The organism is Pseudomonas sp. SCB32 (assembly GCF_009189165.1).
Taxonomy (GTDB): Bacteria; Pseudomonadota; Gammaproteobacteria; order Pseudomonadales; family Pseudomonadaceae; genus Pseudomonas.
Window position 1 is genome coordinate 1,267,194 of the sequence record NZ_CP045118.1, and the last position, 26,152, is coordinate 1,293,345.

The 26,152-nt window shown below is 65.2% G+C and carries 23 protein-coding genes; 13 read left to right on the plus strand and 10 right to left on the minus strand.

Annotation, left to right across the window (positions count from 1 at the left end; translation table 11 throughout):
- Positions 1-4: 4 nt before the first annotated feature.
- The gene (locus GA645_RS05925; protein WP_152220825.1) at positions 5-1,480 is read left to right on the plus strand and encodes a helicase HerA-like domain-containing protein; all 1,476 of its coding nucleotides are present in this window, start codon (positions 5-7) and stop codon (positions 1,478-1,480) included.
- Between the two features lie 130 nt (positions 1,481-1,610).
- Here the strand turns inward: GA645_RS05925 and GA645_RS05930 are convergent, their stop codons facing one another.
- The 3 genes from GA645_RS05930 to GA645_RS05940 all read right to left on the minus strand — a co-directional run bounded on the left by GA645_RS05930 (position 1,611) and on the right by GA645_RS05940 (position 6,142).
- Entirely contained in the window at positions 1,611-3,500 is a 1,890-nt protein-coding gene (locus tag GA645_RS05930; protein ID WP_152220826.1) for a methyl-accepting chemotaxis protein, read from the minus strand.
- Between the two features lie 391 nt (positions 3,501-3,891).
- Complete coding sequence (locus GA645_RS05935) at positions 3,892-5,787, minus strand: methyl-accepting chemotaxis protein (RefSeq protein WP_152220828.1); 1,896 nt, start codon at positions 5,785-5,787, stop codon at positions 3,892-3,894.
- A 154-nt stretch (positions 5,788-5,941) separates the two neighbouring features.
- Entirely contained in the window at positions 5,942-6,142 is a 201-nt protein-coding gene (locus GA645_RS05940; protein ID WP_152227941.1) for a Flp family type IVb pilin, read from the minus strand.
- A 374-nt stretch (positions 6,143-6,516) separates the two neighbouring features.
- On the opposite strand from GA645_RS05940, the gene cpaB reads away from it, so the two are divergent.
- From cpaB to GA645_RS05985, 9 genes are all read left to right on the plus strand, one after another.
- Positions 6,517-7,431 carry a Flp pilus assembly protein CpaB gene (gene cpaB, locus GA645_RS05945; RefSeq protein ID WP_152220830.1) on the plus strand — a complete coding sequence of 305 codons (915 nt, stop codon included), beginning with the start codon at positions 6,517-6,519 and terminating at the stop codon, positions 7,429-7,431.
- Positions 7,432-7,446: 15 nt separating this feature from the next.
- A complete protein-coding gene (locus GA645_RS05950) occupies positions 7,447-8,676 on the plus strand; it encodes a type II and III secretion system protein family protein (protein ID WP_152220832.1) in 1,230 nt (409 codons plus the stop codon).
- A 65-nt stretch (positions 8,677-8,741) separates the two neighbouring features.
- Complete coding sequence (gene tadZ, locus GA645_RS05955; protein WP_152220834.1) at positions 8,742-9,926, plus strand: type 4b pilus Flp biogenesis protein TadZ; 1,185 nt, start codon at positions 8,742-8,744, stop codon at positions 9,924-9,926.
- Positions 9,923-11,173, plus strand: a complete 1,251-nt coding sequence (tadA, locus tag GA645_RS05960; protein ID WP_152220837.1) for a type 4b pilus Flp biogenesis ATPase TadA — start codon at positions 9,923-9,925, stop codon at positions 11,171-11,173. The genes tadZ and tadA overlap by 4 nt, the downstream gene beginning before the upstream one ends.
- Positions 11,170-12,060 carry a type II secretion system F family protein gene (locus GA645_RS05965; RefSeq protein WP_152220839.1) on the plus strand — a complete coding sequence of 297 codons (891 nt, stop codon included), beginning with the start codon at positions 11,170-11,172 and terminating at the stop codon, positions 12,058-12,060. Before tadA ends, GA645_RS05965 begins: the two co-directional genes overlap by 4 nt.
- 10 nt (positions 12,061-12,070) lie before the next feature.
- Positions 12,071-12,979, plus strand: a complete 909-nt coding sequence (locus GA645_RS05970; protein ID WP_152220841.1) for a type II secretion system F family protein — start codon at positions 12,071-12,073, stop codon at positions 12,977-12,979.
- Complete coding sequence (locus tag GA645_RS05975) at positions 12,976-13,800, plus strand: hypothetical protein (protein WP_152220843.1); 825 nt, start codon at positions 12,976-12,978, stop codon at positions 13,798-13,800. Before GA645_RS05970 ends, GA645_RS05975 begins: the two co-directional genes overlap by 4 nt.
- A 20-nt stretch (positions 13,801-13,820) precedes the next feature.
- Positions 13,821-14,102, plus strand: coding sequence for a DUF3613 domain-containing protein (locus GA645_RS05980; protein WP_152220845.1), 282 nt, complete (start codon positions 13,821-13,823; stop codon positions 14,100-14,102).
- A 17-nt stretch (positions 14,103-14,119) separates the two neighbouring features.
- Complete coding sequence (locus GA645_RS05985) at positions 14,120-15,892, plus strand: pilus assembly protein TadG-related protein (protein WP_152220847.1); 1,773 nt, start codon at positions 14,120-14,122, stop codon at positions 15,890-15,892.
- A gap of 14 nt (positions 15,893-15,906) precedes the next feature.
- Here GA645_RS05985 and GA645_RS05990 read toward each other — a convergent pair whose 3' ends face one another.
- Together GA645_RS05990 and GA645_RS05995 are read right to left on the minus strand one after the other, a co-directional pair.
- Positions 15,907-16,728: a response regulator transcription factor gene (locus tag GA645_RS05990; protein WP_152220849.1), complete on the minus strand. Its 822-nt coding sequence runs from the start codon at positions 16,726-16,728 to the stop codon at positions 15,907-15,909.
- Positions 16,729-16,876: 148 nt separating this feature from the next.
- Entirely contained in the window at positions 16,877-17,356 is a 480-nt protein-coding gene (locus tag GA645_RS05995) for a prepilin peptidase (protein ID WP_152220851.1), read from the minus strand.
- A 209-nt stretch (positions 17,357-17,565) separates the two neighbouring features.
- Between GA645_RS05995 and GA645_RS06000 the strand changes: the two genes are divergently transcribed.
- On the plus strand, positions 17,566-18,033 hold the full coding sequence (locus GA645_RS06000) for a TadE/TadG family type IV pilus assembly protein (RefSeq protein WP_152220853.1): 468 nt from the start codon (positions 17,566-17,568) through the stop codon (positions 18,031-18,033).
- Between the two features lie 8 nt (positions 18,034-18,041).
- Positions 18,042-20,822 (plus strand): PAS domain-containing sensor histidine kinase, encoded by a 2,781-nt coding sequence (locus GA645_RS06005; protein WP_152220855.1) that lies wholly within the window; start codon positions 18,042-18,044, stop codon positions 20,820-20,822.
- A gap of 54 nt (positions 20,823-20,876) precedes the next feature.
- On the opposite strand, the gene GA645_RS06010 is transcribed toward GA645_RS06005, so the two are convergent.
- The 3 genes from GA645_RS06010 to GA645_RS06020 form a co-directional block, all read right to left on the minus strand.
- Positions 20,877-22,346, minus strand: a complete 1,470-nt coding sequence (locus GA645_RS06010) for an inorganic phosphate transporter (protein ID WP_152220857.1) — start codon at positions 22,344-22,346, stop codon at positions 20,877-20,879.
- A gap of 291 nt (positions 22,347-22,637) precedes the next feature.
- Positions 22,638-22,859, minus strand: a complete 222-nt coding sequence (locus GA645_RS06015; protein ID WP_152220859.1) for a hypothetical protein — start codon at positions 22,857-22,859, stop codon at positions 22,638-22,640.
- A gap of 198 nt (positions 22,860-23,057) precedes the next feature.
- Entirely contained in the window at positions 23,058-24,134 is a 1,077-nt protein-coding gene (locus tag GA645_RS06020) for a sigma-54-dependent Fis family transcriptional regulator (RefSeq protein WP_152220861.1), read from the minus strand.
- Between the two features lie 235 nt (positions 24,135-24,369).
- On the opposite strand from GA645_RS06020, the gene GA645_RS06025 reads away from it, so the two are divergent.
- The gene (locus tag GA645_RS06025) at positions 24,370-24,675 is read left to right on the plus strand and encodes a PsiF family protein (protein WP_152220863.1); all 306 of its coding nucleotides are present in this window, start codon (positions 24,370-24,372) and stop codon (positions 24,673-24,675) included.
- A 178-nt stretch (positions 24,676-24,853) separates the two neighbouring features.
- On the opposite strand, the gene GA645_RS28985 is transcribed toward GA645_RS06025, so the two are convergent.
- Both GA645_RS28985 and GA645_RS06030 read right to left on the minus strand, forming a co-directional pair.
- Complete coding sequence (locus tag GA645_RS28985) at positions 24,854-24,988, minus strand: hypothetical protein (protein WP_015475931.1); 135 nt, start codon at positions 24,986-24,988, stop codon at positions 24,854-24,856.
- Positions 24,989-25,066: 78 nt separating this feature from the next.
- On the minus strand, positions 25,067-25,996 hold the full coding sequence (locus GA645_RS06030) for a pseudouridine synthase (protein WP_152220865.1): 930 nt from the start codon (positions 25,994-25,996) through the stop codon (positions 25,067-25,069).
- Positions 25,997-26,152 lie beyond the last annotated feature (156 nt).

Consider the following 26,152-nt stretch of genomic DNA (forward strand, 5'->3'; position numbering starts at 1 on the left):
ACGGATGTCAGCCACGAACGAACTCATCATTGGCGCAGGTCCCGACGGCCAGCCGGTCGGCCAGGCCTGGAAGCTCGCCAACCGCCACGGCCTGATCGCCGGCGCCACCGGCACCGGCAAAACCGTCACCCTACAGCGCCTGGCCGAGTCCTTCAGCGATGCTGGCATCGCGGTCTTCGCCGCTGACATCAAGGGCGACCTGTGCGGCATCGCCGCCGCCGGCAACCCGCAGGGCAAGGTGGCCGAGCGCATCGCCAGCATGCCCTGGCTGAACTACACCGCCAAGGCGTATCCGGTGAGCCTGTGGGATGTCGCCGGCAAGTCCGGGCACCCGCTGCGCACCACCTTGTCGGAGATGGGGCCGCTGCTGCTGGCCAACTTGCTGGAGCTGACCGAGAGTCAGCAGGCCGCGCTGTTCGCCGCGTTCAAGGTGGCGGATCGTGAAGGCTTGCTGCTGCTCGACCTGAAGGACCTCAAGGCGCTGCTCAATCACTTCAAGGAGCACCCGGAAGTCCTCGGCGAGGACCGCGCGCTGTTCACCGCGGCTTCTTCCCAGGCCCTGCTGCGCCGCCTGGCGTTGCTGGAGCAGCAGGGCGCCGAGGCGTTCTTCGGCGAGCCGGCGCTGCAACTGGAGGACCTGCTGCACCCCGAGCCCGACGGGCGCGGGCGCATTCACCTGCTCGATGCCAGCAAGCTGGTGCATGACGCGCCGAAGGTCTACGCCACCTTCCTGCTCTGGCTGCTGGCTGAACTGTTCGAGCAGTTGCCGGAGCGCGGTGATGCCGACAAACCGATCCTCGCGCTGTTCTTCGACGAGGCGCACCTGTTGTTCAACGGTACGCCCAAGGCGCTGCAGGACCGCCTGGAACAGGTGGTGCGGCTGATCCGCTCCAAGGGCGTGGGTGTGTATTTCGTGACCCAATCGCCGAGCGACCTGCCCGATGACGTGCTGGCCCAGCTTGGCCTGCGTATCCAGCATGGCCTGCGTGCTTTCACCGCCAAGGAACAGAAGTCCCTGCGCGCGGTGGCCGATGGTTTCCGTCCCAACCCGGCGTTCGACAGTCTCAAGGTGCTCACCGAGCTGGGCATCGGCGAGGCGCTGGTGGGTACCCTGGAGGAGAAGGGCACCCCGGCCATGGTCCAGCGCGTCACCGTGGCGCCGCCGCAATCTCGCATCGGCCCGCTGACCGACGCCGAGCGCGCCGAGGTGATTCGCCGTTCGCCGCTGGCGGGGCGCTACGACCAGCCGATCGACCGCGAATCTGCCTACGAGAAGTTGACCGGGCGCGCCGATAACAAGATGGCGCCCACGGAAGAGAAGGGGATCGGCAGCGACCTGGGTGGGCTGGCCGGTGAGTTGCTCGGTACCCTGGCCAGCCAGACGGCGAAGTCCGTGGTCCGGCAGGCGGCCAACCAGATCGGCCGGGAATTGGTGCGAGGCCTGATGGGTGCCTTGCTGGGTGGAAGCAAGCGACGCTGACGGCGATGGGCGGGCCATGCCCGCCCATCGCGAATAAGGGCAAGACGCCCCCAGCGCTCCTACGGGTTTGCACTGGCGGGTAGGAAATAGAAAAAGGCGCCCAGAGGCGCCTTTTTCGTTTCCGCTGAGATCAGATGCGGAAGCTGTCCACCAACTGGCGCAGGCGCCCGGCCTGGTTCTCCAGGTCGGCGCAGGCGCGCAGGGTCGCCTGCAGGTTCTCCACGCCTTCCTGGTTCAGGGTGTTGATCTCGGTGATGTCCATGTTCAGCGAGTCGACCACGGCGGTCTGCTCCTCGGTGGCGGTGGCCACCGACTGGTTCATCGAGTCGATCTCGCCGATGCGGTGGGTGACGCTGGCCAGGCGCTCGCCGGCGCGGTTGGCGATCTCCACGCTTTCCAGGCTGTAGCGCTGGCTTTCGGTCATGGTGTCCACGGCTTCGCGGGCGCCGACCTGCAGCTCCTCGATCATCTTCTGGATCTGCTGCGCCGATTCCTGGGCGCGGTGCGCCAGGTTGCGCACCTCGTCGGCGACCACGGCGAAGCCACGGCCGGCTTCCCCGGCGCGGGCTGCTTCGATGGCGGCGTTCAGGGCCAGCAGGTTGGTCTGCTCGGAGATGCCCTTGATCACTTCGAGGATCTGCCCGATGTTCACCGTGCGGCTGTTCAGTGCCTCGATGTTGGCGCAGGCCGAGCTGATCTTGTCGGACAGCTGGTTCATCGCGCTGATGGTCTGCTCGACCACCTGGCGGCCATCGCCGGCCTGGTGCGAGGCGTCGGTGGCGTGGTGCGAGGCATCGGCGGCGTTGCGGGCGATTTCCTGGGCGGCGGCGCCCAGCTCGTTGATCGCGGCAGCCACGCTGTTGGTGCGGTTGGCCTGCTCGTCGGAGTTGCTCATGGACGAGTTGGAGGCGTTGACCACCAGCTGCGAAACGTCGTGCAGGCTGCGCGCGGTGGAGGCCACTTCGCGGATGGATTCGTGGATGCGCTCGACGAAGCGGTTGAAGGCGTTGGCCAGCACGCCGAACTCGTCGTTGCTGGCGACCTTCAGGCGCTGGGTGAGGTCGCCGTCGCCCTGGGCGATGTCCTGCATGGCGCGGCCCATGTCGGTCAGCGGGGCCATCAGCACGCGGATCAGCATGCCCAGCAGGAGCAGGATGGCGACGATGGCGATGGCTGCGGCAATGATGGCCGAGGCGCGGAACTTGCTCAGCATTGCGTAGGCCGCGTCCTTGTCGATGGACAGGCCGATGTACCAGTTCACCGAGGGCAGCCCCTGCACCTGGGTGAAGCTGAGGATGCGCGTATGGCCGTCCAGTTCGGCCTCGCTGAAGCCGGCGCCGATGCGCGGGGTGTTCTGCGGGTAGACCTCGGCCAGGGTCTTCATCACCAGGTTCTTGTCCGGGTGCACGAGGATCTTGCCGTCACCGCTGACCAGGAAGGCGTAGCCCATGCCGCTGAAGTCCAGCGAGTTGATGATCTGCACCAGGGTCTTCAGGCCGATGTCGCCACCGACTACGCCGATGGTCTTGCCGCCGGAGCGGGCCGGGGTGGCAACGGTGATGACCAGCTGCTGGGTCGACGCGTCGATGTACGGTTCGGTCAGCGTGGTGCCGCCGGCGGCCAGGGCGTCCTTGTACCAGGGGCGGGTGCGCGGGTCGTAGTCGGCGGGCAGGGAGTCCTTCGGACGCATGGTGAAGGTACCGTCCTGCTGGCCCAGGTAGGTGAACATGAAGGTATTGTGCAGGGTGTCCTGCTCCAGCTGCGCGGCGAGCTGCTCAGGGGCGCTGTCGCGGGCGAGGGTCTGCGCGGTGCTTTCGATCAGCAGCAGCCGGCCGCCCAGCCAGCTCTGGATATTGTTGGCGGTCACCGTGCCCATTTCTCGCAGGTAGCTTTCGAGATCATCGCGGATCGCGTTGCGCTGCAAGTAGTCGTTGTAGAGGGTGAAGAGGGCAAAGGCGGAGAAAACCACAAGCGAGGCGGCCAGGAGGATCTTATGGCTGAATTTCAGGCTCTTGATCATGCTGCGTCGAGTCCGGAAGTAGTGGGATGCCAGAACGGCGTGGGTCTGGGCGACAGATCCGATGTCGCCGCAGCGCGCCCGTCCGTGTGGTGACGGAGCGGACAGAGCCTGCGCGGCGGGTGACCGGGCGGGCGGGGCCGGCACTCCCATGTGCCGGTGGTGATATCGGGCCCGACTGGATTCATTGTTCTCGTGGACCTTCACTCTTGCTGTCGGCTCGCCGAGTGGAAGCTTGAGGCAGGCGGACGAACGGTCGGGGACGGCCTCGATATCCCCTGTAGGAGCGGGCCATGCCCGCGATTCGCGCGCATGGCGCGCTCCTATGGGTTTGCACTGGCGGGTAGGAAATAGAAAAAGGCGCCCAGAGGCGCCTTTTTCGTTTCCGCTGGGATCAGATGCGGAAGCTGTCCACCAACTGGCGCAGGCGCCCGGCCTGGTTCTCCAGGTCGGCGCAGGCACGCAGGGTCGCCTGCAGGTTCTCCACGCCTTCCTGGTTCAGGGTATTGATCTCGGTGATGTCCATGTTCAGCGAGTCGACCACGGCGGTCTGCTCCTCGGTGGCGGTGGCCACCGACTGGTTCATCGAGTCGATCTCGCCGATGCGGTGGGTGACGCTGGCCAGGCGCTCGCCGGCGCGGTTGGCGATCTCCACGCTTTCCAGGCTGTAGCGCTGGCTTTCGGTCATGGTGTCCACGGCTTCGCGGGCGCCGACTTGCAGTTCCTCGATCATCTTCTGGATCTGCTGCGCCGATTCCTGGGCGCGGTGCGCCAGGTTGCGCACCTCGTCGGCGACCACGGCGAAGCCACGGCCGGCTTCCCCGGCGCGGGCTGCTTCGATGGCGGCGTTCAGGGCCAGCAGGTTGGTCTGCTCGGAGATGCCCTTGATCACTTCGAGGATCTGCCCGATGTTCACCGTGCGGCTGTTCAGTGCCTCGATGTTGGCGCAGGCCGAGCTGATCTTGTCGGACAGCTGGTTCATCGCGCTGATGGTCTGCTCGACCACCTGGCGGCCATCGCCGGCCTGATGCGAGGCGTCGGTGGCGTGGTGCGAGGCATCGGCGGCGTTGCGGGCGATTTCCTGGGCGGCGGCGCCCAGCTCGTTGATCGCGGCAGCCACGCTGTTGGTGCGGTTGGCCTGCTCGTCGGAGTTGCTCATGGACGAGTTGGAGGCGTTGACCACCAGCTGCGAAACGTCGTGCAGGCTGCGCGCGGTGGAGGCCACTTCGCGGATGGATTCGTGGATGCGCTCGACGAAGCGGTTGAAGGCGTTGGCCAGCACGCCGAACTCGTCGTTGCTGGCGACCTTCAGGCGCTGGGTGAGGTCGCCGTCGCCCTGGGCGATGTCCTGCATGGCGCGGCCCATGTCGGTCAGCGGGGCCATCAGCACGCGGATCAGCATGCCCAGCAGGAGCAGGATGGCGACGATGGCGATGGCGGTGGCAATGATGGCCGAGGTGCGGAAGTCGCTGAGCATGGAGTAGGCCGCGCCCTTGTCCAGCACCAGGGCGACGTACCAGGTGACGCCCGGCAGGCCCTTCACCGGGGACATGGACACCAGCTGGTCCTCGCCGTTGAGGCTGACTTCCTGCACGCCGGCCTGCACTTTCGGGGCACCGTGCGGGTAGATGTCGGAGAGGTTCTTGAAGATCTGCTGGCTGTCCGGGTGCAGCAGGATCTTGCCGCTGTCGCTGACCAGGAAGGCGTAGCCGTTACCGTCGAACTTCAGCGAGTTGATGATGGCGGTGATGGTTTCCAGCTTCATGTCGCCGGCGGCGACACCGATCAGTTGGCCATTGCGCATCACCGGCATGGACATGGCGAGGATCTGCTCGTTGGTGCCGGCGTCCAGGAAGGGCTCGGTGACGATCAGGCGGCCAGCGGCCACGGCGTCCTTGTACCAGCCGCGCTGGCGCGGGTCGTAGCCATCGGGCATCGGCGCATAGGGGCGCATGGTGAACACGCCGCTGGCCGCTTCGCCGAGGTAGACCGATTCGAAGTTCTTCTGGAACACCTGCTGCTCCAGCACGTGCTGGATGCGCTCGGGCGTCGGCTCCTGCTCAGCCAGTTGCGCGGCTTCGCTTTCCACCAGGTGGATGCGGCCTTCCAGCCAGCTCTGGATGTTGCTGGCGGTCAGGCTGCCGACCTCGGTCAGTTTGGAGTCGGTGGCGGTGTGAATCGCCTCGCGTTGGCGGAAGTCGTTGAAGAGGATGAAGCAGGCGAAGGCGAAGATGACCACGAGGGAGGCCGCCAGAAGGATCTTCTTGGCGAAGGACAGCGAGCGAAGCATTGGAAAAGCATCCTGCAGGTGGAACAAGGGGTAGGCAGGATGTATCGGCTGGATGGCGGAAGACTTTAACCTGAATAGGGATATATACCCGGCCGCCATTCATGGCGGCCGGGGAGGAAGTTCTCTTGTCGTGCTGCGGAAGCGCGATTTCCGATTACGGTGCGGTTCCGGTTGGTAGCGAGCCGCCGATATTGGTGAACATGGTGCTGATATCAGTTCCGAGGATGCGTGCCCCGGCAATGATGACCACCCCGATCAACCCGGCGATAACCGCATATTCAATAGCAGTAGCGCCTTCCTTGTCGGCTGCGAATGCCTTGGCCTTGCAGTAGAGCTTCAGAGTCAGGTCTTTGATGTTCAGGTTCATCGCGGTTGCTCCTGGCGGCACCTCCGGGGCGGCGCCCCGACTTCACCGTCAGGCTAGGCTCGGTATGGCGGAATGCAATTGATCAAATAGCGCTAATACCAAAGTTATAGTCATGGCGAAGTAGAACTAACTGAGGATTGGAATTTCATCGCCGGCATTTGACGCTATATCCGCAGCAACTAAATTCTGCTTTGGAACAAGCAGTCTCTCGTTATGAGGAAGGGGTCTTATCGAACTTTCCTGTCGGGTCGAAAAAACTATAAGGGTCTGAAGGACGTATACCGGCGGCGCCGGTGTTGTGACTTCCGATCAGGCTGTGGACCGCCAGGTTCACCTTTCCCGATAACGCCAAGGAAGTGGACATGAATAGCAAGGTGCTGATGGTTTTCGCCGGGCTGTTGCTGTTGTGTGCTGGGGTTGTGGGATATCTGGGGTTATCCGTGGGAAAGCCGGCTGCGCCGGTCACCGGTGTGGTGCAGGAAGGGGCGCCGGTAGTGATGGCGGAAGCGGACAAGTTGCAGCGTACGCCTGTCGTGGTAGCGCGGCGTGACCTGTCCGCGCTGACGGTGATCGGCAAGGACGATCTGGCCATCGAACTGCTGCATACCGCACCGGCGGGCAGTTATCCCAAGCCGGACGCACTGATCGGGCAGCGTGTCTGGGTCGCTGTGCCGGCCGGAAGCATTCTTTCCGCAGCGCTGATGGAGCCCGGCGGCCCGCTGGCGCGGACCATCCGCCCGGACGAGCGGGCCATGGCCATCGCCGTGGACGAGGTGATCGGCGGCGGCGGGTTCGTGCTCCCCGGCGATTACGTCGACGTCATGCTTTTCGTCCAGGACCAGCAGAGCACCGACCGCGTCGTCAGCGCCCAGGTGGTGCTGCCCGGGGTGCGTGTCCTGACCTACGGCGAGCAGATCGCCGTCGCCAACGATGGCCAGGTTCGCAACGCTGGTGATCCCAAGGACAAGACCCCGCGCCCGCCACGCACCGCCGTGCTTGCCGTGCCGGCCGAGGCAGCGTCGCGGCTGATGCTGGCCAGTCAGGCCGGGTCGCTGCGCCTGGCGGTGCGCAGCAAGGACGAGAATCTCTATGAGAAAGAGCAGCAGGGGCGCTACCTCGAAGCGTCGCTGAATGCTGCCGGCAGCCCGCCGATCACCCTTGATCAACTCCTCGGCAAGGCCCACGCGGCGCCAGCCTCGCGCCAGGTGTCGGCGCCGCAGGTGAGTCCGGGCGTCGTGGTCTATCGCGGTACCACCGTCACCCGTGAAGCACATTGAGCAAGGAGTGCATTGATGTCCAAGCGCTTCATCCTGTCGTTGGCCGCGCTGCTGGCCTGTGCCGTCCATTCCGCCGCGCAGGCGATACCGAGCGCCTGCGCCGGCTTCGCCGGTCGGCAACTGAACCTCGATATCCAGCAGGGCGCCCAGGTCGACCAGCAGCTGCCGGTGCCGATCAAGCGACTGGCCATCGGCGACCCGAACATCGCCGACGTGCAGGTGGTCGACAAGCATGACTTTCTCGTCACCGGCAAAGCCGAGGGACTGACCAGCCTGCTGATCTGGACTCCTTGCAGCGACCAGCCGATGAGCAGTGTGGTGCGGGTCGGCTCGCGGGCGGTCGCCGACGCTGGCGGGGTGCCGGGCAGCCTGGCCGGGATGTCCAATCAGGTGCAGACCGACATCCGCTTCGTCGAAGTCAGCCGCAGCAAGCTCAAGCAGGCCAGCACTTCGCTGGTCCGCAAGGGCTCCAATACCTTCGTGCTGGGCTCTCCGGGCAGCCTGGGCGGTCTTGAGCTAGACAGCTCCGGCAACCTGGGCGGCAAGTTCGGTGCGGCCAACAGCGGCTTCAACGTCATCTGGGGGGGCGGCAGCAGCAAATGGCTGGGCTTCATCAATGCCCTGGAAGGCAGCGGCTTCGCCTACACCCTGGCGCGCCCGAGCCTGGTGGCGACCAGCGGGCAGAGCGCCTCGTTCCTTGCCGGCGGGGAGTTTCCGATCCCGGTGCCCAACGGCAATAACGACACCATCACCATCCAGTACAAGGAGTTCGGCGTGCGCCTGACCCTCACGCCCACGGTGATGAGCGACAAGCGCATCGCCCTGAAGGTGGCGCCGGAGGTCAGCGAGCTGGACTTCAGCAGCGGCATCCGCACCAACGACATCGCGGTGCCGGCCCTGACCGTGCGGCGCACCGACACCAGCGTGATGCTGGCCGATGGCGAGAGCTTCGTGATCAGCGGGCTGATCAGCAGCAGCACCATCAGCAACATCGACAAGTTCCCCTTCCTCGGCAGCCTCCCGGTGATCGGGGCGTTGTTCCGTGCCTCCAGCCTGGACAAGGACGACCGCGAACTGTTGATGATCGTCACCCCGCACCTGGTCCAGCCGCTGGCGGCCAATGCCGCATTGCCGACGCTGCCGGGCGAGGGGCTGCGCAAGTACGACCCCGGCTTTGGCGAGTTCTATTTCCTCGAGGACGGCCGTTTCGATCAGCGCAAGGCCAGCAGCGGGATGTCGCGCTGATGGATACCTATGATGCGGCATCCCGTCAGAAATCGGGCCGCAAGGAACGGGAAGGGAGCGGCAGCATGAGTCAGACATTCGTCGCACTGGTTCAGCACCCCGGCGAGCAGGAGTGGCTGCAGAACAGCCTGGCCAACTGCGGGCAGGTAGTGGTGGCCAACAGCGGAACCCTGGAGGAGGTGCTGGCGCTGCTCGATGTCACTGGCGCCAGCGTCCTGTTCACCAGCCTGAACAAGGCCAACCTGGTGGCGCAGAGTTCGCTGATCGAGGGGCTGGTGTCGGCCCGCCCGCTGCTCTCGGTGGTGGCCGTGGGCGATGGCCTGGACAACCAGCTGGTACTGGCGGCGATGCGCGCCGGCGCTCGCGATTTCGTCACCTACGGCGCCCGCGCCAGCGAACTGAACGGTCTGATCCGCCGCCTTGGCGGGCGCTTGCCCAGCGTGCCGGTGAGCGCCGCGCAGCAGGGCGAGCTGGTGAGCCTGGTGAGCGCCCGGCCGGATGCCGACGGAGCGTTCGTGGCGCTGCACCTGGCCCTGGCGCTGCAACGCCAGGCCGATCACCGGGTGCTGCTGGTGGACATCGGCCAACCCAGCGCCGAGGCGCTGGCGATTCTCGGCATGGACTCAGCCTTCAGCTTCGCCGATGCCATGCGCAACCTGCGGCGCCTCGACCAGACGCTGATCGACAGCGCCTTCACCCGCCACGACTCCGGGCTGCGCATCCTCAGCCTGTCGGACGAGCCCGGCATCCTGGAGCGGGTCACCACCGCCGAGCTCTATCTGCTGCTGGGCAACCTGCGCGGTGCCTTCACCCATGTGCTGGTCAACCTCACCGGTGTCGCCGAGGGCGAACTCAGCAGCCAGCTGCTGGCCCAGGCCAATCGCGTACTGTGGCTGGTGGACCAGAGCGTGCCGTCCTGCAAGAAGGGGCTGGAGCGCTTGCGCCGACTGCGCGAACGAAGCCCGTCGTTGCCACGTATCGAACTGCTGATCGAGCGCTACTGGCCGTCGGTGCCGCCGGATTCGTCGGCCCTGGGCAAGATGTTCGGCCTGGAACTGTTCGGCGTGCTGCCGGCCTCGCCGGAGGCGCGCCTGCGGGCGAAGAACATCGGCCAGAGTCTGTTCGACCTGTCGCCGCGCGACCCGCTGACGGTCAAGCTGCGCGACCTGGCGGACAACCTGGGAGCGAACGTCGGTGAACGGCCACGGCGCTTCGCCTGGTTCGGTTGGCCGAAGGCGGCACGCTCATGAGCTACGGCAGCGGCAACGGCTTCTCCGGCCGTCACGACCAGGACCTGCAGGCGCTGAAAATGCGCCTGCACCGCTACATCATCGACGAGATCGACGAAGACGGCATGAACCTGCTGGAGGGCGCCCGCCCTGCAGTGGCCCAGTACGTCTCGGAGAAGGTCAGCGAATACGCCGCGCGCCGCCAACTGGCGATCTCCCGTTACGAACTCGACCGTCTCGCCGAAGAAGTGGTGGATGAGCTGACCGGCTTCGGCCCACTGGAAATCCTGCTGCGCGACCCGGGAATCTCGGAAATCCTGGTCAACGGTCCCGACAGGGTGTTCGTCGAGCACGAAGGCCGGTTGTATCAGAGCGACCTGCGCTTCATCGACGATCACCACGTGCAGCGGGTGATCCAGCGCATCCTCGCGCCGCTGGGCCGGCGTCTGGACGAGTCCAGTCCGATGGTCGATGCGCGCCTGCCCGACGGCAGCCGGGTCAATGCAATCATTCCGCCGGTGGCACTGGACGGGCCCTGCCTGTCGATCCGCAAATTCAGCAAGGAGCTGCTCAAGAGCGCCGACCTGCTGGGTTACCAGAGTGTCGACGAGCCGATGCTGGCATTCATCCGCCAGGCGGTGGAGAGCCGCTGCAACATCCTCATCAGTGGCGGCACCGGCACTGGCAAGACCACCTTGCTCAATGTGATGAGCAGCTTCATCGACGAGCGCGAACGCATCGTCACCATCGAGGACACCGCCGAACTGCAACTGGGCCACAACCATGTGGTGCGCCTGGAAACCCGGCCGCCGAATGCCGAGGGCTTCGGCGAGGTCACCGCCCGCGAGCTGATCCGCAACGCCCTGCGGATGCGCCCGGACCGCATCATCCTCGGCGAGATCCGTGGTGTGGAGGTGCTCGACGTACTGCAGGCGATGAACACCGGTCACGATGGCTCGATGAGCACCGTGCACGCCAACTCCGCTATGGACTCGCTGCTACGCCTGGAGATGCTGGTCGGCCTCACCGGCCAGCGGGTACCGGAGCAGACCCTGCGGCAGATGCTCTGCTCGGCGCTGGACATCATCGTGCAGATCACCCGCCTGGCCAGCGGCCGTCGCTGCATCAGCGAGATCATCGAAGTGCTGGAGGTGCGTGACGGCGTGTATGTCACCAACTCGCTGTTCAGCCTCGATCGCCGTGGCAGTGGGCAGTTCGTCCGCACCGCCCAGCCGAGCGGGCTGAAATTCCGCCAGGTAGTGCAATGAGCGGTGCGCTGCTGCTCGGCGCGGTCAGCCTGGTGCTGGGCCTGTTCGGTGTGCTGATCGGGCTCATGGCCTGGCGTACCCGGCACAACGAGCAGGTATTGCGGCGCCTGAGTGGCAGCGCTGCGCTGTCAGCGGAGACGGCGCGCGGGCGCAGCAGCCACTGGCTGGCGCGGCGCATGCGTCGCGCGGGCGTCACCGACATGCGTCGCTGGCTGCTGTGCTTCGGCGTGGCGGCGCTGGTGATGGGGCTGCTTGGCGCACGCCTGGAGGGCGTGCCAGGCGCCCTCGCCGCAGCGGCACTGGCGTTGGCGGGCGGGCATGTGCTGCTCAACGTGCTGTACCGGCGGCGCCTGCAGCGGATGATCCGGCAGATGCCCAACTTCCTCGACCAGGTCGTGCGCAGCCTGCACTCCGGACGCACCCTGGGCGATGCCATCGCCCAGTCGGTGAACGCCTCGGACGACCCGCTGCGGGAAGTCTTCAGCCTGGCAAACAATCATGTACAGCTCGGCATCAGCCTGCCCGAGTCACTGCAGGAAGTCGCGGAGCTGTACGACGTGGAGGAGCTTCACGTGTTCTCCCTCGGCGTGGCGGTGAATCATCGCTACGGCGGCAACACCACGGATCTGCTGGAGAACATCATCAAGGTCATCCACGAGCGGGAAAAACTCAGCCGACAGTTGCGCGCGATGACCGGCGAGACCCGCCTCAGCGCCCTGGTATTGGCGGTCCTGCCGGTGAGCCTGGGGGCCTACATCCTGTTCACCAATCCCGGCTACCTGATGAATATGTGGCTCGATAGCAGCGGTCGTTGGCTGCTGCTGACTTCCCTCGGATTGCAGGTGCTGGGGTGCTACACGCTCTGGCGCATGCTCAAGAGCGTCTAGGAGAGCTGGGATGCCGATGATCTACGGTTTGCTGGTGGGGATTCTGGTGCTGGCCGCCGTGCTCCTGGGGTTGTCGCAGAGCCGCGCCGCCGGGCGCGAGCAGCGCCTGATCGAACAACGCCTGGGCGGCGGACCTTTGCCGCGCTCCGGTGGTCGGCGCCTGGCAGGCCTGCTGGAGCAGATGGGCGGCAGCGGGCTGGCCAGGCGCCTGCAATTGCGCGATGACGAAGTGCGCCTGCTGCTGGAGCAGGCTGGCTGGGGCGGAACTACCCCGCGCAATATCTACTCGCTGTCGGTGCTGCTGTGCCCACTGCTGCTGGCAGGGCTGGCCCTGGGGGACAGCCTGGCGCCCAAGCCGTTGTTCGACTCGTTGCTGCTGCCGGTGGCGTTTGCCGCCGGGGTCGGATTCCTCCTGCCCAAGCGCGTGTTGGCGCATTTCGCCGGCAAGCGCCGCGAGCGTCTGGCGGGTGAAATCATCGTGTTCATCCAGTTGATCCGCATCCTGTTCGACTCCGGCCTGACCGTGGAGCAGAGCTTGCGGGTGGTGCGCCAGGAAGGGCAGAACATCGTCCCGGTGCTGGCCGAGGAGTTGGAAACCGTCCTGGCGCACATCGACAGCGGCCTGGATCTGGCCGAGGAGCTTGAGCTGCTCCACAAGCGCCTGGCCGTGAGCGAGCTCAGCGACTGCTGCAACGTCCTGCGCCAGATGGTGCGCCAGGGCGGCAGTGCGCGCACCTCGCTGCAGACACTCAAGCAATTGTTCGAGGACCGTCGGCTGACGGCACTGCAGGAGAAGGTCAGCAAGCTGTCGGCGAAGATGAGCCTGGTGATGATGCTGCTGCTGTTCCCGGCGTTGCTGATCATTCTTGCCGGGCCCGGTTTCCTCGCGATTACCAAGGCGTTGGGGGGAATGAGATGAGAAACGCGATTGCGCTGGGCCTGCTGAGTCTGACGCTCGGCGGCTGCGCCAACTTCGACACGCTGGGCGGCAGCCCGGTCGGCCAGGCTTGCAGCAGCGAGCACCTGGGGCAGGCCGTGGAGCTGCAGCTCAACCTGGCGCGGGAAATGCTCGACCAGGGCCGTGCCCACGCCGCCCTGGCGAATCTGGAGACCCTGCCGCAAGGCTCGCTGGATGTGCGCGAGAGCAAGGCGCTGGCTCTGCGTCGCATCGGCAGCCCGCTGGCACGGACCGAGTACCAGGCGCTGTTGAACACCTGCAAGGCCGGCGAGGCGCACCATGGCTTGGGCCTGATCGCCATGCGCAACAGCAATCGGATCGAGGCCGAGCGTGAGCTGCGCGAGGCAGCGCGGCTGCAGCCGACCGACAGTGCCTTCCGCAATGACCTGGGGGTCGTGTTGCTGGACCGTGGCGACCGCAGCAGCGCGCGCTTCGAGTTCATTACCGCGCTGGAGCTCAGCGAGGGCGACAAGTTGCCGGCCACCAATCTGCTCAGCCTGATGTACCTGGAAGGCGATAACACCCAGGCCGAGGGGCTGATCCAGCGCATCGGCCTGTCCGCCGAGGAGGTGCGCGAGGCGCATGAGCGCGCCGACGCTTTGCGTACGACAGGCTCCAGCGCGCCGGCGGAGAACCTCAGCCGCCAACAGCCGGCGCCCGTGCCCGAGCAGGTCGATGCCGTAGTGCAGCAACGCCGCCCGGCCAGCCCGGTTGACGCTGTGGCGCAGGAACGCACCTCTGCCGCGGCGCGCGACGCCGGGCTATTGGTCAAGACCCGCTGAGACGGGTGAGGAGGACAACGATGAAAGCATGGATCTTCGCCGCCGCGCTCCTGGCCAGCCCGTTGCTGGCGCAGGCCCTGGAGACTCCCGCCGCGCAGCCCGGCACCGTCGAGCGCGATCAGCAGGAAGTGCAGGCCTGGCTTGACCTGCAACGCAGCGGGCGGGTCGCCTCGCCTTCGCCGCAAACTGCCACGGCGGCTGAGCGGGACCGGGCCTACCAGCGCTACCTGAAGAGCTACACCCGCGAAATTCCTGAATACCTGCTCAACGACAACAGCGATTTCAGCACCGGGAAGAACTGAGTCCTCGGGGGCGGCCAATGGGACGCGAACGGCAACAGGGGGCAGTGGGTGTCATGGCGGCGGGAACCTTGCTGCTGGCGCTGATCTGTCTGGCACTGGTGGTGGATACCGGACGGCTTTACCTGGAACAGCGCAAGCTGCAACGGGTGGTTGATGACGCGGCGCTGGAAACCGCGAGCCAGAGCGGCATGTGTGGCAGCCAGTCGGCGGGGCAGATCCAGGCCTATGCCGCCAGCAGCGCGACCAGCAACGGCTTCACGCCCGGCAGTGGTGATTCGCTGGTCGCTACCCTGGGCACTGTCCAGTTCGACAGCGGCTACGCGGGAGCGCGGTCGCGCCGGGTCTTCAGCGCAGGCGGCGATCTTGCCGACTCGGTGCAGGTGCAGGCCACCCATACTGTTCCGTCGAGCCTGATTCTCAACGTCGCCAGCCTGTTTACCGGTGCTTCCGCCAATACCACGCTCAGCGCCCACGCGGTCGCGCGGCGTACGGCGATGGCCGAGCTGTCCGCGGGCAGTGGGGTGCTGTCGCTGGATACCAGCAATTCAGCTTTGCTCAATGGCCTGCTGGGTGGTCTGCTGGGCACCACGCTCAATCTCGACGTGGTGACCTACCAGGGCATCGCCGGTGCCAATGTGTCGTTGCTCGCACTCAGCCAGCAGCTCAAGGCGGCCGGGGTCAACCTTGATGTGGGCAAGGTCGACAGCCTGCTGGGCGCCAACGTGAGCGCCGCGCAGTTGCTGCAGGCAATGGTCAGCGCCGCCGATGCCTCGCAGGTTGCCAATGTGAACACCGCACTGCTGCGTACCGCGCTGGCCAGCATCAATGTGCCGACGGCGCAGCTCACCCTTGGCCAGATTCTCAGCGTGGTGGCGCCCGACAGCGTGCGCGATACGGCGCTCAGCGCCGGGGTGAACCTGTTTGATCTGCTGATGGCCACCGCACTGGTGGCGAACAAGAACCATGCCGTGACGGTGCCGGCCCAGGCCCTGTCGATCCCGGGGCTGGCGACGCAGAAGCTGAGCCTTACGGTGATCTCGCCACCGCAGATCGCCATCGGTTATCCGGGCAAGAACAGTGATGGCAGCTGGCGCACCCAGGCAACGTCGACCCAGGTAAGCCTGGATGCGCATGTCACCGTCGATCTGCTGAACCTGAAGCTGGTGACGGCGGATGTCGATCTCAAGGTCGACATCGCCAAGGGCACCGCGGCGCTGGAGAGCATCAAGTGCGGCGGGGTAGGGAAACCGGTGGAGGTGGATATCGAGGCCAAGCCGGGTATTGCCAATCTCACCTTGAAAGCCGGTGTGGGGCTGCTTCCCGGGGCAAGCGGATACCTGGTGAAGGTGGACGTTAGCAATGGCAGCCAAGCCACCTCCATTGCCGCTGGCGGCGAGCAGTTGCTGGTCTTCAACGTGGCGTCGCCAGCGGATCTTCCCAGTCCTGTGCAACGGGTGACGAGCCCCTTGGGGGCCTCTCTGGCGGCGGGGCTGGCCGATCTTTCGAAGAATCTGGCCGTCACGGTCAAGCTGGCGCCGAACAATTGCGATCTCCCCTTGATCGGCTGGCTGCTGTGCCCGATCGGGGCGCTGGTCAATAGCGTGTCCAGCACGCTGATCAATTCGGAGCAGGGGGTCGGCAAGCTACTGACAGGGGCGCTGAGCAACCTTGTCGGCGTTCTGGGCAGTATGCTCATCGACCCGCTGCTGAAGCTGCTCGGCGTTCAGACCGGGATTCTTGACGTGCGCCTGATCGACCTCCAGACCAGCGGTGCGACGATGCTGATCTGAGGGCCGCGCAGCGCTCAGTGCACCACGCTGCTGGGCGAGGCGCTGGGGGAGAGCGCCAGGGCCAGCTGGGTACGATTGTGCATGTGCATCAGCCGCAGAACCTGGGAGACGTAGAGCTTCACGGTGTTTTCGGTGATGCCCAGGTCGTAGGCGATCTGGTAGTTGGTCAGGCCCTTGCTGACCAGTCGCGCCACGGCCTGCTGGCGCGGCGAGAGCTTGTTGAACAGCGGGTTGTTCACTACCGGGGCAATCCGTTCGGCGGCGTTCGACGCACTTTCCGCCGCGTCCGGCTGCTCCTGCTTGAGCGCGCTGGACTGCCCGCCGCCGTGCACCTCGTACTTGATCTTGTGGATGTCCCGCGAGATCGAGTTGAGCGACTCGGCCAGGTACTCCAGGCGCTGGTTCACATGGCTCAGGCTGAGCTGGCTGCGGATGCGCTCGTGCAGGCGCGCCTCCAGGCGCTCCAGGCCATTGAGCAGGTCCAGCGGCGCGACCGGTTTCTGGTAGTAGTCGGCGACGCCGACGCGCATCGCTTCGATAACTTCCTGGCTGCCCTGCTGGCCGGTGAGGATGATGGTTTCGAAGAAGCGTCCGCTGCCGGCGATGTCCTTGAGCGCCTCGACGACACGAATACCATTGTCCCGTCCCAGGCCCAGATCGCAGATCACCAGGCCGATCGAGCTGTCGTCACGGAATTTCTGCAGGGCGCTGTCCTTGCTGTCGCTGACGACGCAGCGGTAACCACTGTTCTCCAGAAGTTCGGAAAGTTCGGCGGTGACCTGGGGTTCATCGTCGATGATCAGCACGCTGAAGCGCCGATTGGCCGGTTTTTCCATGACTGCACGCTCCTTGCAAAGGCAAAACGCATTGTTCTTGTCGTCCGGCTTTCGGGTTTCCGCAGCCAGCTTCTACGGCAGGTGACGGAGGGTATTAACCCATAGCATATAGTCGTTAAGTTTGAGGTTCGCCATGTGAGGAATTTGTTCAGTGGAAAAATGAGATATACGCCAGAAGTCCGGCGAAAAGGGAAAATATAAAGGGGAATGACTTCAGTCTTGACGGCAACAGTCTCGCTAATTGCGTTTGGAAATTAGCCTTGAGCCAATCCGACCCCATCAAAAGTTTGCTGGCGAACATCAGTAGCAGGCTGATCAGGCTCGCCAGCGCCCATACATGGAGCAGCAGCTGCGCATTGCTGGCCAGGGCGAGGGCGACCAGTGCCTTGACGTCGGCAGCGCCCAGTTTGCCCAGCAGGTAGCCCGGCACGCTCAGCACTAGCGCCAGAAGGGTTGCAACCAGGGCAGCCATTGGTGGGTGCCCGGTCAGCGTATGGCCTGTGACCAGCAGGAAGGCCGCCGCGATCAACGCGCCGCCCAGGGTCAGCAGGTTGCTCACGCGCAGGCGTGTCAGATCCTGGTAGCCACACACCGCGAACCAGCCCAGCAGCAGGAAGTCGACCAGCATCAGGGGCGTCCCTGTTCACACGGAGGAATTAATACTTTATACCGGGAATGTCTCTTCGCCAGCAGCATCTAGTATTAATCAGCAAGTGCCTGGGTTCGCCATAAGTTTCTTAAGGATTCTTTCGTCCAACCGACAAACTGAACGATCAATCAACAATTGAAATCCTGAGCGATCAATCAATTATTGAAGTTATTCGAGGAGTGCCGCGTATGAAAGGAATCTGCAGTTTCCGAATGCAGCGCGGAGCGGTGGCAATCGAGTTCGCCGGGGTTTTCATACTGTTCTTTGCCGTGCTCTACGGATTGCTCGGCTATTGCGTACCGTTGCTGATGTTGCAGTCCTTCAATGACGCCGCTGCGGCTGGCGCGCGCATCGCCGTTTCGGTCAATCCGCAGACGGCCGACTACACCGCCGCACTGCGCACTGCGGTGGATAGCGCGGTGAATGGCCGCCTGAGCTGGATGCCGGCCGCCTGGCGCAATGGTTGCTACAACGGCGCCTATATGGACCAGCCGGTCACCGAGCGGGTGAATGGGCGCGACTTCACCCGTATCCGCGTGTGTGTCAACTACCCCTATGCGGCTTCGCCCATCGTGCCGCTGCTCACCTTGCCGGGTATCGGCACCGTCCCGCGTCTGCCGGCCGTCCTGACCGGTCAGGCAAGCCTGCTGCTCTGAGGAACGCGATGTTCGATTTTTTCCGCTCGCTGATGGGCACGCAGGATGACGAACCTTCGGCACCCGCGCCCAGCCGTCCGCTGGCCGCGCGGCAGCGTCCGGCGTTGACGGCCGAGGCGGTAGAGCCGCCGACCGCCGCGGCGCACTGGGACATCTGGCTGGAACTGGACGGTCGCGACCGCGTGGTGGCCCACGGTGGCCGGCAGGTGCACCGGCTGTTGTCGCCCTCCGCCAGTTCCGCGGAGCTGCCCGCATTGGGTGACTACCTGGAGCGCCGGGTACCCGGCAGCATGCCGCTGACCGGCTTGCGGGGCGGCGAGCGGGTCGACCTGGCGCTGCGCAGTAGCGGTGACATGCCGCTGGTGTGCCGCTTCCAGGCGGTGCTGCAAACCGATGAACACTGCCTGTTGCTGGGCACCGATATCTCCGACCTGAACTGGCAGTCCGACAGCCAGCAGCACAAGCTGCAATGCCTGAACCTCAGCAAGCTGCTGCTGGCGCGTCTGCGCCACAGTTCGCAGCGGCGCCTGGGTGACGCAGTAGGCGAGGTGCTGGAGTCATTCTGTGGCGCATTCCAGATGCGCTCGATGGCGCTGCTGCTGGAGTCTGCGGATAACCTGCTGAAAGTCTTCGCCTGCCACGTCCAGCCTGGCTTCGACAGCCTGCTGCGCGAGGGCCTGACGCTGCCCGATGGCGAGCTGCGCGGGGCTACCGGCGCCTACCTGCTGGAGACCGGTGCGAGTCACTCCGAGCTGTTGCGGGTGCTCTGCTGCGATTGCCTGTACCTGGTGCCGGCACCGGTGCGTGGCGGACGCCTGGCCGGGCTGCTGGCCGAGCCCGCGGCGCCGGGCCGCAGCGGCCAGGGGCCGACGCCCAGCGACTGGCAGTACCTCGCGGAAATCCTCGCCAACCTGGTGCATGAGCGATCCGAGCTGCACAGCCTGCGCGACAGCAGCCGGCGCCTGAGTCTGCTGCAGGACATGGTCGGCGGCGGCTGGTGGCGGATGCGCCTGGAAGAGGAAGTGTTCGAGCTGTCGCCGGCCGTGGCGGCCTGCCTCGGGCTCGCCGCCGGGCAGGGCGAGCTGGCCCTGGCTGATCTTCTACTGATGCTGCATCCGGCCGACGCGGATGAACTGCGCCTGCGTCTGCGCAACCTCCAGCCCGGTGCGCGCCTGGTGCAGGATATGCGCCTGCGCGGACAGGCCCCCACGCAGATGCGCCGCTGGCTGCGTCTGCAGGGCCGGATGCAGGCACGGGCTGGCGACCGGATGATGGATGGCGTGCTGTTGGATATCAGCGAGGGCAAGCTGCAGGAGGAACAGGCCCTGTCGGCCCACGCCCGGTTGCGCAACCTGATCGATAGCGCGCCAGTGGTGATCTACGTGCAGCGGGTGGAAGAAGGACACCTGATTCCCGAGTTCTACAGCGAGAGCGCCGGCAACCTGCTGGGGCTCGACCTGCAGGGGCAGAACTGGCAGGCGCTGGCCGAGCGCGTGCACCCGGAGGACCTGGAGATCTTCCTCGCCCGTGGCCGCGAGCTGCTGCGCGAGGGTCGGGTACGCACCGAGTATCGCCTTCGCGATGCCACCGGTGAATGGCACTGGTTGTATGACGAGGCCAAGCTGCTGCGCGATATCCAGGGCATCCCGCAGGAGGCGGTCGGCCTCTGGCTGGATGTCACCGAGCAGCACCTGGCGGCGTTGCAGATCGCCGAAAGCGAAGAGCGTTACCGGGTGCTGGTAGAGGATTCGCCGGCACTGATCTGTCGCTACGACCCGGATCTCACCCTGACCTTCATCAACCACACCTTTGCCCAGGTGCTGGGCGAACCGGTGGAAGCGCTGCTCGGACGGCGCCTGGACGAATGGTTGTCCGCCCAGGATTGCAGCGCCTTGCGTGCTCGCCTGGTGGGAGGCGCGCAGTCGGCCGGGGATGACTCCTGGGAGCTGCGCTTTTCGCTGGCCGGACAGCGCAACCTCTGGTTGGTCTGGGCGGACCGCCCCTTGCTGGACGCCGACGGGCGCCTGCTGGAAGTCCAGGCGGTCGGGCGCGACAACACGGCCGTGCGCCGTGCCCAGCAGCAGTTGGCGCAGGGCGCGAAGATGGCCACCCTGGGCGAGATGGTCAGCGGCATGACCCATGAGATGAAGCAGCCGCTGCACGTGATGCGCATGGCCCTGTACAACGCCCGCCAGCGCCTTGCCGATGCTGACTACCTGAAGGAGAAGATCGAGCGTGCGGATGCGCAGATCGACCGCCTGTCCCGGGTTGTCGGCCACATGGGGGTGTTCAGCCGCACCTCCGAGCTGGAGATGTCGCCCTTCGATCCCTTTGCGGCCTGCGAAGGTGCGCTGGAGCTGCTGGGCGAGAGCCTGACGCAGCAAGGCATCCTGCTGGAATGCCGACCACCGCCGCAGCGGGTGGCGGTGCACGGTTTCGCCGATCAGCTGGAGCAGGTGCTGATCAACCTGCTGGCCAACGCCCGCGATGCGTTGCTCGGGCGGGAAGGCGCGGGCGCGCGCTGGATCGGCCTGTCGCAGGAGCCTTGCGCCGATGCAGGTTGGGTCGAACTGCACGTGCGGGATAACGCCGGCGGCATCGACGCGGCGCTGATGGAGCGGATCTTCGAGCCGTTCTTCACCACCAAACCCATCGGCAAGGGCACGGGGCTTGGGCTGTCGGTGAGCCATGACCTGATCCGCAACATGGGCGGCAGCCTGTCGGTGGACAACCACAAGGGCGGGGCACGCTTCCGGGTACGCTTGCCGCTGCGGCCGGCGGCCGGCTGAAGGACAAAAAAAACGCCTGCGGATGCAGGCGTTTTTCGTGGGGCGGGGGCTGGCTCAGACGAATTTCGAAGCGAGCCAGAACAGGCCGGCGGCCAGGCCCATCGACGCGGGCAGGGTCAGTACCCAGGCCATGATGATGTTGCGCACCGTGCTGCCTTGCAGGCCGCTGCGGTTAGCCACCATGGAGCCGGCCACGCCCGAGGACAGCACGTGGGTAGTGGACACCGGCAGGCTGTAGATGTTGGCCAGGCCGATGGCGGCGGTAGCGGTTAGCTGGGCGCTGATGCCCTGGGCATAGGTCATGCCCTGCTTGCCGATCTTCTCGCCGACGGTGAGTACGACGCGCTTCCAGCCGACCATGGTGCCGATGCCCAGTGCCAGGGCGACCGCGATGATCACCCAGAACGGTGCGTATTCGGTGGTGGTGGTCAGGTCCTTGCGCAGCTTCTCCAGGTCCGCTTTCTCGCGGGCCGGCAGCTCGGACAGCTTGCCAACTTTCTTCGCGGTGTCATCCAGGCACAGCAGATAGCGGCGCACTTGAACGCGGGCGTCGTTGTTCAGGTCGGCGTAGCTGGAGATGCCGCGCAGGTCGGCCAGCAGGCCGTTGAGGGTGGCCTCGGTCTGCTTCGCATCGCAGCGATAGCGGTCCGGCATGTCGGAGCCGTTGGCCTTGCCCAGGGCCAGCATCTCGCCGAGGGTGTCGGAGTGGCGCTGGTAGAACTGCTGCAGGTGGGTGGCGGCGTCACGGGTACGCTCGATCTGGTAGGTGGTGCTGTTCAGGTCGAGGACGAACTGGGCCGGGACGATGCCGATCAGCACCAGCATGATCAGGCCGATGCCCTTCTGGCCGTCGTTGGAGCCGTGCACGAAGCTCACGGTCATGGCCGAGACGACCAGCACCAGGCGGTTCCAGAACGGCGGATGCTTCTTCTCGTCGACGTCGCGGCGGGTTTCCGGGGTCTTGTGCATCTTCGACAGCGGATACATCCACTTCAGGCCGATCAGCAGGGCGGCGGCGACCAGGAAACCGGCCAGCGGCGAGAAGATCAGCGACATGCCGATGTCGATCGCCTTGCCCCAGTTGATCCCGTCGGCCAGCGGCACGCCGGTGAGCAGCGCGTTGGCCAGGCCCACGCCGAGGATCGAGCCGATCAGGGTGTGCGAGCTGGAGGCGGGGATGCCGAAGTACCAGGTGCCGAGGTTCCAGGTGATCGCGGCGGCGAGCAGCGAGAACACCATGATCAGGCCGTGGCTGGTGTTCACATTGATCAGCAGTTCCACCGGCAGCAGGTGGACGATCGCGTAGGCGACACCGACGCCACCGAGCAATACGCCGAGGAAGTTGAAGATGCCGGAGAGGATCACCGCGCGGTAGGGCGACATGGCCTTGGTGTAGATGACCGTGGCCACCGCGTTGGCGGTGTCGTGGAAGCCGTTGATGAACTCGAAGGCGAGTACGAACGCCAGTGCCAGAACCAGGCTGACACCTACCCAGAGATCGAGTCCGCTGAAGAGATCGAACATGAAGTTTCTATGACCGGTCGGAGACGGGGCGGCGATTATGCCAGAAGCATTGAGTACCGTATTCAGCCTGAAACGGTTTCTCGAATTCGCGCGACGCCACGTCACACGCTGCTTTCGGACAGGGTGGAAAAAACTTGCAATGCTTCCACGCCGGGCCGCCGGCCCGTCTGATGAATGTTTTGAGGTCAGTACCGGACTCCCCCACGGAGCCCATCCCACCCGAATTCTGAGGCTTTCCTACAGCAGGAAACCTGCCTGGTCGGCTCATCGGAGGATCGTTCGTACCCGGACCTACGGTTTAAGGGAAGCGGCTTCCTGTTCCTTTTTCAGTCGTTGTTCTTCGATCTTTTCCAGTTCCCGGTCGAAGGCCTGGTCGAGCAGATTGCGGCGCTTGCGCCACGGCTTTCGTTCGGGGTCCGGCTGGGCGGCATAGCGAGTGACTTCGCCGCCGTAGACGTCCTTGTAGCGTTGCTCCTGGCGCTCCAATTCCGCGCGCAGTTCGTCTTTGGTCACGATGTGTCCTGATGACAGAGAAAGTTCGTTGCCGGCGGACGTCCTGCCTGGACCCCGCACCGGGCAGTGTAGACGCGGGACGTTACATAGCCGGGACGACCGGAAACGGCGCGGATTATAACCTTTTGCGAGGGTGGCCCGCGCGAACGCCGCCGACGGACGGTGTCAGGCCAGCAGCGGCGCGGGTTTCAGGAAGGCTCAGGCGGTACGGCTGAGATTCAGCTCGCCAATCTTCTCCAGCCGCGCGCGCACGATGTTGCGGCTGATGCCCAGCAGGCGCCCGGTCTGCAACTGGTTGCCGTGGCAGAAGTGGTAGGCGGTGCGGAACAGCACCTCTTCGATGTGCTCGTAGAGGTCGGGCTTGTTGCTTTCGAACAGCTCCAGCAGGGCCTGCTCCAGCGTCGCTTCGACGCGCGGGGAGAGGGCGTGGGGGATGTACTCCTGGCGCAGCAGGTCGTGGCGCGACGCCGATGGCAGCTCGGCCAACTGCAGGTCGCCCGGCTGTACCTGCTGGTTGCGGCACACCAGCAGGGCGTGATGGATGGCGTTTTCCAGCTCGCGGATATTCCCCGGCCACGTGTGGCCAAGCAGCTTGCGCTCGGCCTCGGTGCTGAGGGATGCGCGGTTGTAGCCCAGGCGCTGGCAGTGCTCTTCGAGGAAGAACTCGGCCAGCGGCAGGATATCGCCGGGACGCTCGCGCAGCGGTGGCAAGCGGATGGTGGCTACGTGCAGGCGGTAGAACAGGTCCTCGCGGAAGTGCCCGGCGACCACCGCGTCGGCCAGGTTGACGTTGGTCGCGGCAACCACCCGTACGTTGATCGGCACCGGTGTGCGCGAACCCAGGCGCACCACCTCGCGCTCCTGCAGCACGCGCAGCAGCTTGACCTGCATGTTCAGCGGCAGGTCGCCGATCTCGTCGAGGAACAGGGTGCCGCCATTGGCGGCTTCGAACCAGCCGGCCTTGCTGCTGGTGGCGCCGGTGTAGGCACCTTTCTCATGGCCGAACAGCTCGCTTTCCACCAGTGTCTCGGAGAAGGCGCCGCAGTTCACCGCGACAAAGGGTGCGGCGCTGCGCCGGCTGAGCCTGTGGATATGCCTTGCGACCAGCTCCTTGCCGGTGCCGGTTTCGCCGATGATCAGGGCGTTGGCCTCGCTGGGCGCGAGGCGTTCGATGCGATTGAGCAACTCCTGCGAGCGCGGGTCCTTGAACACCAGCACCGTGGCGCGGACCGACTTGGTTTGCTCGCGGGCATTGGGGAGGGTCAAGAGCGACATGGCAGGCTTCCTGGCGTACCGGATGAATGGGCAGCGCCATACTGCGTCATTTTTGTTATTTCAAAAAATTATTAATTAGAATTTATATATAACTTAAATTTCATTCTGGGAGGCGGCAGCCAGGGCATCGTTCACGCTGCTGCTATTGCGTTCTTCCCGCACCGCGCACATCGGGTCGCCAATAGCGGCGTGCAAGCTACGCTGAGGAAGGCAAACCATCCCAGGAGACCTCTCCATGACCATCGTTCGCATTCCGCTGCTGGCACTGGCCCTTCTGTTCTCGGTGCAGGGCTTCGCGGCTACCGCCGCGCAGACCGCACAGCAGGAAAAGATGAAGACCTGTAACGCCGACGCTACCACCAAGGCCCTCAAGGGCGACGAGCGCAAGGCGTTCATGAGCAAGTGCCTTTCGGCCGGAGGCGATACCAAGGCGACGACGGCTCAGCAGGAAAAAATGAAGACCTGCAACGCCGATGCGACCAAGAAGGCGCTCAAGGGTGACGAGCGCAAGTCGTTCATGAGTACCTGTCTGAAGAAATGAGGATGGCGCGCGGCAGTGCCGCGCAAGACTACAAGGGCAGCCACGGCTGCCCTTTTCATTGCATCTGTTTCACCGGCCGGGCCTTACAAGCCCGAGAAAGCCAGCCACGCCGCGGCCATGGCGTAGAGGACGATCACCGCATCCATGCGCAGCGCAGGCGGGAGTCGCCGCACGAGGTTCATTTCCTGGCCACCGCGGACCAGAAGCCCTGGGCATTGCGGAACGGCTGGCGAGCCATTTGTTCGGGGCGGGTGATGCCATCGGCCAGCAGGGCGTTGACGAGGGCGGAAAAGGACTTGGCGCTGTAGCTCATGTTCGGCTCCTGATGCTTTCTCTCCGTTGGGTGGAGTTATGAAAACACCGGGGCCATCATCGACGGAAATGGATCGGCTTAAGGGTGACCATCGATGAAATTGATGGAAGGCCAGGACAGCTCGAGCTGGCTCCGGAAGTGGCGCGCCTCGCCGGTGAGCGGGTCGATGAAGTCCAGTTGGCGGGCCAGCAGCTTCAGCGGCTTCTCGTAGTCTTCCGGCGGCCGCTCCTCGCGGGGCAGCAGGGTCGGGTAGAGCGGATCGAAGCACAGCGCGGCGCCAAGGGCCGACATGTGCACGCGCAACTGGTGGCGCTTGCCGGTCACCGGATGCAGCCCGTAACGCCAGAGCTCGCCGCGCTGCTCCAGCACCTCGATGCGTGTTTCGCTGTTGGGCGCGCCGTCCACTTCCTGCATCAGGATAAAGGGATCGCCGTCCACCATCCGCGACGTGCGCACATGGGGAAAGGTCAGCTGCGGCAGTGCCGGGGCGATGGCCTCGTACATCTTCTCGATGCGCCGATCGCGGAACAGCGCCTGGTAGGCGGCACGGCTGTCCGGGTTGGCGGAGAACAGCACCAGCCCGGCGGTGAGCCGGTCGATGCGGTGCAGCGGCACCAGCAGCGGGTTGTCCAGGCGCCTGGCGAGGCGGGCGAGCAGGGTGTGCTCGACATACTGGCCGGACGGCGTCACCGGCAGGAAATGCGGCTTGTCCGCCACCACCAGGTGTCCGTCGGCATACAGGACGCTTTCCTGGAACGGCACCGGCGTTTCCTGCGGCACCTCGCGGAAGTAATGGATGCGCAGCGCTTCGCGGTAGGGATGCGCGGGGCCGATGGGCTGCCCGTCGCTGTCCAGCACCTTGCCGCGCGCCATGCGGTCCAGCCAGGTATCACGGCTGATCGCCGGAAAGTGCGCGCACAGGCAGTCCAGCACAGTCGCCCAGGGGCCGGCGGGCAGGTGCAGGGTGCTGGCGCGTTGCTGGGCGGCGGAAAAGCGGGAGCTGGACATCGGAAGCGGCGACCGGAGTTCGACAGGCTGCGCATTAGGCCGTAGCCGCAGGGTGATCGTCAAAGCGGACGCGACCTCCGGTTTCAGAGCCTGTTCATGATCTCGCGAGCTAGAGCAGAACAAGGCGCAACGACCAACGGGAGTAACAGCCGAAGG

What these genes read in the sequence shown, in the direction of transcription:
- GA645_RS05925 (WP_152220825.1), top strand. Translation starts at nt 5, where the DNA reads ATGTCAGCCACGAACGAACTCATCATTGGCGCAGGTCCCGACGGCCAG.
- GA645_RS05930 (WP_152220826.1), bottom strand. Translation starts at nt 3,500, where the DNA reads ATGATCAAGAGCCTGAAATTCAGCCATAAGATCCTCCTGGCCGCCTCG.
- GA645_RS05935 (WP_152220828.1), bottom strand. Translation starts at nt 5,787, where the DNA reads ATGCTTCGCTCGCTGTCCTTCGCCAAGAAGATCCTTCTGGCGGCCTCC.
- cpaB (WP_152220830.1), top strand. Translation starts at nt 6,517, where the DNA reads ATGAATAGCAAGGTGCTGATGGTTTTCGCCGGGCTGTTGCTGTTGTGT.
- GA645_RS05950 (WP_152220832.1), top strand. Translation starts at nt 7,447, where the DNA reads ATGTCCAAGCGCTTCATCCTGTCGTTGGCCGCGCTGCTGGCCTGTGCC.
- tadZ (WP_152220834.1), top strand. Translation starts at nt 8,742, where the DNA reads ATGAGTCAGACATTCGTCGCACTGGTTCAGCACCCCGGCGAGCAGGAG.
- tadA (WP_152220837.1), top strand. Translation starts at nt 9,923, where the DNA reads ATGAGCTACGGCAGCGGCAACGGCTTCTCCGGCCGTCACGACCAGGAC.
- GA645_RS05965 (WP_152220839.1), top strand. Translation starts at nt 11,170, where the DNA reads ATGAGCGGTGCGCTGCTGCTCGGCGCGGTCAGCCTGGTGCTGGGCCTG.
- GA645_RS05970 (WP_152220841.1), top strand. Translation starts at nt 12,071, where the DNA reads ATGCCGATGATCTACGGTTTGCTGGTGGGGATTCTGGTGCTGGCCGCC.
- GA645_RS05975 (WP_152220843.1), top strand. Translation starts at nt 12,976, where the DNA reads ATGAGAAACGCGATTGCGCTGGGCCTGCTGAGTCTGACGCTCGGCGGC.
- GA645_RS05980 (WP_152220845.1), top strand. Translation starts at nt 13,821, where the DNA reads ATGAAAGCATGGATCTTCGCCGCCGCGCTCCTGGCCAGCCCGTTGCTG.
- GA645_RS05985 (WP_152220847.1), top strand. Translation starts at nt 14,120, where the DNA reads ATGGGACGCGAACGGCAACAGGGGGCAGTGGGTGTCATGGCGGCGGGA.
- GA645_RS05990 (WP_152220849.1), bottom strand. Translation starts at nt 16,728, where the DNA reads ATGGAAAAACCGGCCAATCGGCGCTTCAGCGTGCTGATCATCGACGAT.
- GA645_RS05995 (WP_152220851.1), bottom strand. Translation starts at nt 17,356, where the DNA reads ATGCTGGTCGACTTCCTGCTGCTGGGCTGGTTCGCGGTGTGTGGCTAC.
- GA645_RS06000 (WP_152220853.1), top strand. Translation starts at nt 17,566, where the DNA reads ATGAAAGGAATCTGCAGTTTCCGAATGCAGCGCGGAGCGGTGGCAATC.
- GA645_RS06005 (WP_152220855.1), top strand. Translation starts at nt 18,042, where the DNA reads ATGTTCGATTTTTTCCGCTCGCTGATGGGCACGCAGGATGACGAACCT.
- GA645_RS06010 (WP_152220857.1), bottom strand. Translation starts at nt 22,346, where the DNA reads ATGTTCGATCTCTTCAGCGGACTCGATCTCTGGGTAGGTGTCAGCCTG.
- GA645_RS06020 (WP_152220861.1), bottom strand. Translation starts at nt 24,134, where the DNA reads ATGTCGCTCTTGACCCTCCCCAATGCCCGCGAGCAAACCAAGTCGGTC.
- GA645_RS06025 (WP_152220863.1), top strand. Translation starts at nt 24,370, where the DNA reads ATGACCATCGTTCGCATTCCGCTGCTGGCACTGGCCCTTCTGTTCTCG.
- GA645_RS28985 (WP_015475931.1), bottom strand. Translation starts at nt 24,988, where the DNA reads ATGAGCTACAGCGCCAAGTCCTTTTCCGCCCTCGTCAACGCCCTGCTG.
- GA645_RS06030 (WP_152220865.1), bottom strand. Translation starts at nt 25,996, where the DNA reads ATGTCCAGCTCCCGCTTTTCCGCCGCCCAGCAACGCGCCAGCACCCTG.